Genomic DNA, 8,782 nt, shown 5'->3' with positions numbered 1-8,782 from the left:
AGATTGCCCACGTGTTACTCACCCGTTCGCCACTGATCCACCCCGAAGGGCTTCACCGTTCGACTTGCATGTGTTAAGCACGCCGCCAGCGTTCGTCCTGAGCCAGGATCAAACTCTCCGTGAATGTCTTCCCGACAGTGCTTAATTAAAAGCGCCGGGTCCACACTCGCGTTGAGCGGCACGGCAACCACCGGAATAGGGTGATCCCGCGCACTGCGTCCTCGCTAGTGTTTGTTTCAAAAGGAATCTCCAACCCCAGGAAACCTGAGGCCGGGGATGTCAACATATCTGGCGTTGACTTTTGGCACGCTGTTGAGTTCTCAAGGAACGGACGCTTCCTTCGGACTGCCTTCCAGCAGGCCCTCCGGGCTTCGTTCTTTCGTGTTTCCAGCTTACCAGATGTTTTCCGCTCCGTTTTCCGGAGTTTCATTCATCCGATTCCCGCCGGCGGGATTTCCTGCAAACTTCGTTCCGAAGCTTATCAAAGCTTTCGGAGTGTTCAGTCCGCGGGATTTGCTTCGTCAGAGGACGCGCATTTCGTGAAATGCGCTCGCCTCGATTCGGCGGTGTCGTAGACACTAACGCCCGGGTCCGACTGTTGTCCAGTCAGTCCCAACCGTTGAAACCTACTAGCCCACCCTCACCACGTCAATGGTTTGGCCGGACAGGGAAGAAGAGTACCAGGTCAGAGGCCTGTTGATCACATCGGCTCAGGCCGCGACGGGCTGGAGGTCCGCCCGGTCGGCCGCGTCCAGATCACCGGACTCTCCGCCCTCGGCGGCCCGCCGGCCCAGCACCAGGGCGTAGAGGAGGAAGGCCACCTCGGCCAGTACGCCGATCGCGATGCGGGCCCAGGTCGGCAGGCCGGACGGGGTCACGAAGGCTTCCAGGACGCCGGAGACCGCCAGGACCGTCGCCAGGCCGATCGACATTCCGATGATCGAGCGGCCCTGTTCCGCCAAAGCCACCGCGCGGGTGCGCGGACCCGGGTCGATGACGGTCCAGCCGAGGCGCAGACCGAGTCCGCCCGCCACGAAGACCGCGGTCAGTTCCAGCAGGCCGTGCGGGATGAGCAGGCCGAGGAAGACGTCGAGGCGCCCGGCCGAGGCCATCAGTCCGACGCCGATGCCGAGGTTGACCACGTTGGTCCACATCACGTAGAGCACCGGGATGCCCAGCGCGATCCCGAACAGCAGGCACTGCACGGCGATCCAGGCGTTGTTCGTCCAGACCTGTGCGGCGAAGGAGCTGGCCGGCCGGTCCGAGTAGTACGCCTCGTACTGGCCGCCGGGGCGGGTGAGCTCCTGGAGGTGCTCGGGCGCGACCAGGCTGTTGCGGACCTCCGGGTGGGTGGCCACCCACCACGCGAGCAGCGCGGTGGCGACCATCGAGACGACCGCGACCGGCACCCACCAGCGGCGCGCGCGGTACAGCGCGGCCGGGAAGCTCACCGTGTAGTAGCGGGCAACGTCCTGCCAGCCGTTGGTCCTGGCGCCGGTCACCGCGCTGCGGGCACGCGAGACCAGGCCGGTCAGCCGGCTGACCAGGGCCGGGTCCGGCGCGGCGGCCTGGGCCTTGGCGAGGTGGCCGGTGGCGCGCTGGTAGAGCGTGACCAGTTCGTCGGCCTCCTCCCCGGTGAGCCGGCGCCGACGGGCGAGGGCGTCCAGCCGGGCCCACTCCCCCTGGTGGGTGGCGACGAAGACGTCCAGGTCCATTTCGGCGGCTCCATGATCGGCGGCGGACGCGGACGTGCGTGCGCGGGCGGGTACGGGCGGACACGTGCGGCCCAGCATGCCAGCAGCGGCCGCTGCCCCGGCCGTCGGGATCTCACTTCCCGTGCGCCCACCGGGCCCCGTATGTTGGCGGCTGCGGATCAGACCGCGCAGAGCGGGTCACGGGGGCCGATCCGGGGTGATTCCCTCCCCCTGCACCACCGCCCGCGCGGACCGGGATCTCCATGAGCGAGCCGTACCGGCTCCAAGAGCGTGAACGGACAGGTGTCTTGAGCGACCTGGTGACGGGTGAGGCGGTCGTCCTCGGCCTCCAGACGGCGAAGCTTCCCAGCAGGGCGCTGGCGATCGTGATCGACCTGCTGGTGGAGTTCGCCGCCCTGCTGGTGTTCACGCTGGTGCTGAGCCTCGCCCTGATCGGCCTCGACGGCGCGGCGCTGGCCGCCACGATGATCGGCCTGATGGTGTTCTTCCTGGTCGCCGTGCCCGTGATGATCGAGACCTTCACCCGCGGCCGTTCGCTCGGCAAGGCCGCGCTCGGCCTGCGGGTGGTGCGCACCGACGGCGGGCCGGTGCGGTTCCGGCACTCACTGGTCCGCGGGCTGGTCGGCTTCTTCGAGATGGTCGTGCTGACCGGGGCCCCGGCCGTGATCACCTCGGCGGTGCACTCGGAGGGCAAGCGGCTCGGCGACATCTTCGCCGGGACGGTGGTCGTCCGCGAGCGCACCCCGGTCGCGGGCGGCTCCGCCTCCCCGCTGCCGCCGGTGCACCCGCACCTGCTCCAGACGATGGGCCACGAGCTGGTCGCGATGGACCTGTCCGCGGTGCCGGAGCCACTCTGGCTGTCCATCCGCCAACTCCTCGGCCGGATCGGCCAGTTGGACCAGTCGGTGATGCACAGGATGTCCGCCGGCCTGGCCGATGACCTGGCCGCGCGGATCGGCCACCCGGTCGCGCCGGGGCTGCACCCGGCGGCGTACCTGGGCGCGGTGCTCACCGAGCGCCAGCGGCGGGAGTGGACGCGGGCCCACCAGCAGCTGTGGGCGGCCGGTCCGGTACCCGCCCAGCCGGGCCCCGCCCAGGTGCCCGCTCCCCGTCCGGCCTCCGGAACCTTCCCCGCTCCCGCGCAGGCTCCGACGGGCCCCGCCGACGGACGGCCCGTCCGGGTCCTCGGCCTGCCGACGCCACCCGCGCCCGCGCCGACCGCCGCCCCGCCCGCGCACGGCGCACCGGTCGCACCGGCGGCCCCGTCCTTCGACAAGCCCGCCGCCGGCACCGGCTTCGCCCCGCCCGCCTGACTCCGCGCCAAGACGCCGACGACGGACGGCACGGCCCCGCTACTCCTCCTCCGCCCCCACCCGCCAGGCGTTCGGCGGCGACTCCAGCTCCTCCAGCTCGATGCCCCCGGCCGCCAGCACCACGTCCCCCGTCAGGTGCACGACCTGCTGCTCCCCCGTCTCCAGGTCGGCCACCTGGTACCGCTCGACCAGCAGCGGCCCCGAGTCCGTCGGGTGGGTGTCGACGCCCTCCAGCAGCCACCCCTGGTCGAGGGTGCGCGGCGCCAGCACCGGCTCGGTGAACGCCACCAGCCGCACCCGCGCGCTCGCCCCCTCCCGCAGCCGCAGCAGCCGGGCGGTCGCGACCAGGAAGCCCGGCGAGCGGCCGGTGAAGGCGTGCGCCCGGTCGTGTCCCTCCGCCGCGTGCTCACCAGCGGGGTCGGCCGGGTCGGTACGGACCCAGGCCACCCCGTCCACCGCCCCGCCACGCACCTGCCAGCCGCCGGCCCGCAGTTCCATCCGCAGCGGCCGGGCGCGCGAGTCCAGCGTGAGATCGGTGCTGCCGAGCACCCGGCCGTCCGGCGCGTAGGTCTTGGAGACGTACCGCCACCCGGCCGCCCCGGGGGCGCAGCTGAAGCGCTCCTCGCCGAGCTGGACGTGGTCGTGCGGGTCGGAGAGGGAGTAACGGCCGTTGGGCATGCCCGAAAGCCTACGTGCGCACATCGCGTGCAACGTTCCGGGCGGTGCCCGCATTAGAGGGGCGGACGGCGCGGCAGGAGGCCGCCACCACGACGAGAGGGGGTGCGGATGGCGAAGCACGCGCGCGACGCGGAGTTCACGGAGTACGTGGCCTCCAGGAGCGGCTGGCTGCGCAAGGTCGCCTATCTGCTGTGCGGGGACTGGCACCGGGCCGACGACCTGGTCCAGGAGTGCGCGACCAAGCTGTACGTGAACTGGTCGCGGGCCGGCCGGGTCGAGAACCTGGACGGCTACGCCCGCAGGGTGCTGGTCAACACCTTCCTCGCGGAGCAGCGCTCGCCCTGGTGGCGGCGGACGACCCGGACCGCGACGACGGCGGACATCGCCTCGGTCGCCGCCGACCTCGACGTACGGCTCGACCTGCACAGGGCGCTGGCCGCGTTGCCGCCCAGGCAGCGGGCCACCGTGGTGCTCCGGTACTACTGCGATCTCACGGTCGACCAGACCGCTGACGCGATGAGCTGCTCCTCGGGCAATGTGAAGAGCCAGACCTCCCGTGCTCTCACCACCCTCCGTACGACGCTCTCCCCGCGTCCCGCCAACGCCGAGAGGACGTCATGAGGTCGCACGAGCAGCGTGATCTGACCGCCCGGCTGAACGCCCTCGCAGAGAGCCCCGCACCGCCCGCCGCCCTCGACGCCACGGCGGCGATCGCCCGCGGACGGGTCCGGCTGCGCCGCCGCCGGCAGGCCCTGATCGGCGTGGTGGCGGGGTCGACCGCCGCCGTCCTGGCCGGCGTGCTGCTGCTGCGCCCGGCCGACGGGGCCCCCGTACCGGCCCTCCCCACGCCGACCGCCCCGACCCTGGCCGCACCGTCCCCGACCGCCACGCCGAAGCCGACGGCGTCCACCGGGCCGCTGAGCGCCGAGGCCCGCTTCGGCTGGCTGCCGTCGTGGCTGGCCCAGCCGGCCGTCGGCTACGCGAAGAGCGACGGCCTGTCCGTCGCCACGGCCTCCACGAGGACCGCCGTCCAAGGGGCGTACCCCAGCCTGCGGCTCTCGCTGCTGACCGGCACCGCCGAGTACGTCGCCCCCGGGCTGCACAAGGTCACCGCCCCCGCGGTCGACGGCCGGGAGGCCCACTGGCTGAACTCCGACGAACCGTCGGGGAGCCCGGCCGTCCTGCGCTGGATGACCGCCTCCGGCCGCTGGGCCGAGCTGACCGCCTCGCTGTGGTCGGGGTCGAAGGTCCAGAGCGACCTGCTCCGGGTCGCGGCCGGCGCCGAGTTCGCCGGCCGGGACGTCCCGTTCCCGGTGCGGCCGACCGCCGTACCCGCCGACCTCACGCTGCGCAACGTCGAACTCCACCGGCCTTCCAGGGACTCCGAGCCCCCGTGGAGCACCATCGTGTCGTACACCGTCGACGGGAAGTGGCTGAGCGTCACGGCCCAGCCGGCCGACTTCGGGGTGTTCGCGGACGGCCGGCCGGACGGCGGCACGCCGGTGTGCCGGGTCGAGAAGGGCGTCCGGCTCTGCGCCAACGGCACCGCGGCGGGGATTCCGTCCGTCCAGCGGATCGGCGGACTGGCGGGCCTGCTCGCCCGGTTCGAGGTGCTCGGCGCGGACGAGGCCTCCTGGACCGCGGCCGGGGACCACTGACAGCGGACGCCGACGGCCGGCGCCCCCTCGGGGAGGACGCCGGCCGTCGGTTCCGTCAGCCGGTCAGTAGCGGTACTGCTCGGCCTTGTACGGGCCCTCGACCGGGATGCCGATGTAGTCGGCCTGCTCCTGGGTCAGAACGGTCAGCTTCACGCCCAGCGCGTCGAGGTGCAGGCGGGCGACCTTCTCGTCCAGGTGCTTCGGCAGCACGTACACGCCGATCGGGTACTGCTCGGTCTTCGTGAACAGCTCGATCTGGGCGATCGTCTGGTTGGCGAAGGAGTTGGACATCACGAAGGACGGGTGGCCGGTCGCGTTGCCCAGGTTCAGCAGGCGGCCCTCGGACAGCATGATGATGGTGTGGCCGTCGGCGAAGCGCCACTCGTGGACCTGCGGCTTGACCTCGGTCTTCACGATGCCGGGCAGCTTCGACAGGCCCGCGATGTCGATCTCGTTGTCGAAGTGGCCAATGTTGCCGACGATCGCCTGGTGCTTCATCTTCTCCATGTGCGCGGCAAGGATGATGTCCTTGTTGCCCGTGGTGGTGATGAAGATGTCCGCGATCGAGACGACCTCCTCCAGGGTGGTGACCTGGTAGCCGTCCATCGCGGCCTGGAGCGCGCAGATCGGGTCGATCTCGGTGATGATCACGCGGGCGCCCTGGCCGCGCAGCGACTCGGCGCAGCCCTTGCCGACGTCGCCGTAGCCCGCGACGACGGCGACCTTGCCGCCGATCAGGACGTCGGTGGCGCGGTTGATGCCGTCGATCAGCGAGTGGCGGCAGCCGTACTTGTTGTCGAACTTCGACTTGGTGACGGCGTCGTTGACGTTGATGGCCGGGAACAGCAGGTTGCCGTCACGGTGCATCTCGTACAGGCGGTGGACACCGGTGGTGGTCTCCTCGGTCACGCCCTTGATCGTGGCGGCGACCTCGGTCCACTTGTTCGGGGTGTCCTTGAGGGTGCGGTTGAGCAGCTCCAGGATGATCCGGAACTCGTCGTTGTCCGCGGTGGCCGGGTCCGGCGCGACGCCGGCCTTCTCGAACTCGACGCCCTTGTGGATCAGCAGGGTGGCGTCGCCGCCGTCGTCCAGGATCATGTTCGGGGTCTTGCCGTCAGGCCAGGTCAGGGCCTGCTCGGTGCACCACCAGTACTCGTCCAGGGTCTCGCCCTTCCAGGCGAAGACCGGCACGCCCTGCGGGTTCTCCGGGGTGCCCTCCGGGCCGACGGCGATGGCGGCGGCCGCGTGGTCCTGGGTGGAGAAGATGTTGCAGGAGCACCAGCGGACCTCGGCACCGAGCGCCGTCAGGGTCTCGATCAGGACCGCGGTCTGCACGGTCATGTGCAGCGAGCCGGTGATGCGGGCGCCGGCCAGCGGCTGGGCCTCGGCGTACTCGGCACGGATCGCCATCAGACCGGGCATCTCGTGCTCGGCCAGCTGGATCTCCTTGCGGCCGAACGGCGCCAGGGAAAGGTCGGCGACCTTGAAGTCACCGGTGATGTCGGTCGACATGCGTCTGCTCCTCGCTGATGGGGGGTGGGGCCACGGTCCGGGTGTGCGTGCGTCGCGAGCGTCAGGCCGTACGGGTGCACGGCCGCGCCGGGGCTGCCAGGTCCGCGGTGGACCGGCTTCCCCGCTGCGCAGCACAAACCGTCGGAGGACCTCTCTCCCTCGACCGGCGCACACCCCACGGGGGCGGACCACCGATCGACCGCCATCAGCAGCGACGTTCTGGCTCTGGTGACGAATCTACACCGACGGCCCCGTCGGCCGTCCTCGGATGACCGATTTCGGCTCCCGGCCCGAGCCCGCCTCCAGCCGTGCCCCAGAGCGGGATCAGTGCCCCGCGGCCGGACCGGGACCGCCGGGCGTGGCGGCCGGGTCGTCGCCCGCCGCGGCCTTCTCGGCGCTGTAGACGTCGGGCTCCAGGTAGATCGACCGGGCGATCGGCACGGCCGCGCGGACCCGCTCCTCGGCCGCGTCGATCGCCTCCGCCACCCGGGCCGCGCTGTCCTCCGCGTTGACGGCGACCTTGGCGGCGACCAGCAGTTCCTCCGGGCCGAGGTGCAGGGTGCGCATGTGGATCACCCCGGTGACCGACTCGCCGTCCACCAGCGCCTCCCGGATCCGCCGCACCGACTCCTTGTCGGCGGACTCGCCGAGCAGCAGCGACTTGGTCTCCAGCGCGAGCACCACGGCGATCACCACCAGCAGGACGCCGATGCTCAGGGTGCCGATGCCGTCCCAGATGCCGTCCCCGGTGATCACGGTGAGCCCGACGCCGAACAGCGCGAGCACCAGACCGATCAGCGCTCCGGTGTCCTCCAGCAGCACCACTGGCAGCTCCGGCGCCTTGGCGGTGCGGATGAACTGCACCCAGCCCTGGCTGCCCTTGGCCTTGGCCGACTCCCGCATCGCGGTGAGGAAGGACCAGCCCTCCATGCCGATGGCGAAGACCAGCACGCCGACCGCCCAGCCCCAGGCGTCCAGCGTCTCCGGGTGGCTGATCTTGTGCCAGCCCTCGTAGATCGCGAACAGGCCACCGACGCTGAACAGCACGATGGCCACCAGGAAGCCGTACACGTAACGCTCGCGGCCGTAGCCGAAGGGGTGCTCCTCGTCCGCCGCCCGGCGCGCCCGCTTGCCTCCGACCAGCAGCAGCACCTGGTTGCCCGAGTCGGCCACCGAGTGCACGCCCTCGGCCAGCATCGAGGAGGAGCCGGTGAAGCCGAAGGCGGTGAACTTGGCCACCGCGATCGCCAGATTCGCGGACAGGGCCGCGACCAGAGCCTTGGTGCCGCCTTCGGTACTCATGCCTGAAGATTCCTCACGGGTCGATCGGCTTGTCGAGCGCTTACCGTACCGGCCGGGAGGTTCCGCCCGGCCGACCGTCTCAGGACTGCGCGGCGGCGAGCCCCAGGTAGACGGCGGCGAAGTCGGTCAGCGCGACCAGGTCGGCCAGCGCGTGCAGCGCGTCCGGACGGGTGCTCGCGTACTCGGTCAGCCGGACGTCGTGCGCGGCGGCCAGCCGGTGCGCCCTGGTCACGCCGAAGCTGCGCGGCCCCGCGTCCTCCTCCGGCACCTCGGCCGGACCGTCCTGCTCGTCGTCCGCCGCCTGGCCCGCCTGGCCCGGGACGTGCCGCAGCAGCAGGACCTGGAGGTGCAGCGGGTCCGGCTCCTCGACCCGGTCGCGGAAGAAGTCGTCCGGGTCGGCGCCCGCGCCCAACTGCCCGGTGAACATGCCGCGGTGGGCGGTGAGCACCTGCGGCAGCGGCCCGGCCAGCGCGGGCCGGCCGGCCCGGTCACCCACACATTTGAGGTGATGTCACTTCTGCTCGCTGAGCGCCTTGTTGAGCAGGAGGACGTTGACGCCCTCGGCGCCGAGGAAGCCGAGCGAGCGGCTCTCGGTGGACTCGTC

The 8,782-nt window shown here is 71.4% G+C and carries 8 protein-coding genes and 1 rRNA gene; 3 read left to right on the top strand and 6 right to left on the bottom strand.

Annotation, left to right across the window (positions count from 1 at the left end):
* A 16S ribosomal RNA gene (locus tag BU198_RS24015) occupies positions 1–124 on the bottom strand; the annotation flags it as partial.
* Between the two features lie 586 nt (positions 125–710).
* A complete protein-coding gene (locus tag BU198_RS24010) occupies positions 711–1,715 on the bottom strand; it encodes a stage II sporulation protein M (protein ID WP_188298944.1) in 1,005 nt (334 codons plus the stop codon).
* 287 nt (positions 1,716–2,002) lie between these two features.
* Between BU198_RS24010 and BU198_RS24005 the strand changes: the two genes are divergently transcribed.
* Positions 2,003–3,028, top strand: a complete 1,026-nt coding sequence (locus BU198_RS24005; protein ID WP_223244861.1) for an RDD family protein — start codon at positions 2,003–2,005, stop codon at positions 3,026–3,028.
* Between the two features lie 39 nt (positions 3,029–3,067).
* Here BU198_RS24005 and BU198_RS24000 read toward each other — a convergent pair whose 3' ends face one another.
* The gene (locus tag BU198_RS24000) at positions 3,068–3,706 is read right to left on the bottom strand and encodes a hypothetical protein (protein ID WP_188298942.1); all 639 of its coding nucleotides are present in this window, start codon (positions 3,704–3,706) and stop codon (positions 3,068–3,070) included.
* Positions 3,707–3,814: 108 nt separating this feature from the next.
* Between BU198_RS24000 and BU198_RS23995 the strand changes: the two genes are divergently transcribed.
* Together BU198_RS23995 and BU198_RS23990 are read left to right on the top strand one after the other, a co-directional pair.
* Positions 3,815–4,327 (top strand): SigE family RNA polymerase sigma factor, encoded by a 513-nt coding sequence (locus tag BU198_RS23995; RefSeq protein ID WP_188298941.1) that lies wholly within the window; start codon positions 3,815–3,817, stop codon positions 4,325–4,327.
* Positions 4,324–5,364 (top strand): hypothetical protein, encoded by a 1,041-nt coding sequence (locus BU198_RS23990; protein WP_188298940.1) that lies wholly within the window; start codon positions 4,324–4,326, stop codon positions 5,362–5,364. Before BU198_RS23995 ends, BU198_RS23990 begins: the two co-directional genes overlap by 4 nt.
* 63 nt (positions 5,365–5,427) lie before the next feature.
* On the opposite strand, the gene ahcY is transcribed toward BU198_RS23990, so the two are convergent.
* The 3 genes from ahcY to BU198_RS23975 form a co-directional block, all read right to left on the bottom strand.
* Positions 5,428–6,876, bottom strand: a complete 1,449-nt coding sequence (ahcY, locus tag BU198_RS23985) for an adenosylhomocysteinase (RefSeq protein ID WP_188298939.1) — start codon at positions 6,874–6,876, stop codon at positions 5,428–5,430.
* A 324-nt stretch (positions 6,877–7,200) separates the two neighbouring features.
* On the bottom strand, positions 7,201–8,178 hold the full coding sequence (locus BU198_RS23980; RefSeq protein ID WP_188298938.1) for a cation diffusion facilitator family transporter: 978 nt from the start codon (positions 8,176–8,178) through the stop codon (positions 7,201–7,203).
* A gap of 79 nt (positions 8,179–8,257) precedes the next feature.
* Complete coding sequence (locus tag BU198_RS23975; protein WP_188298937.1) at positions 8,258–8,674, bottom strand: hypothetical protein; 417 nt, start codon at positions 8,672–8,674, stop codon at positions 8,258–8,260.
* Between the last annotated feature and the right edge of the window lie 108 nt (positions 8,675–8,782).

Source organism: Streptomyces sp. CBMA156, from assembly GCF_014596515.1.
GTDB lineage: Bacteria > Actinomycetota > Actinomycetes > Streptomycetales > Streptomycetaceae > Kitasatospora.
The sequence above is the reverse complement of the archived record's forward strand: the minus strand, read 5'-3'. Positions and strand labels throughout refer to the sequence as shown.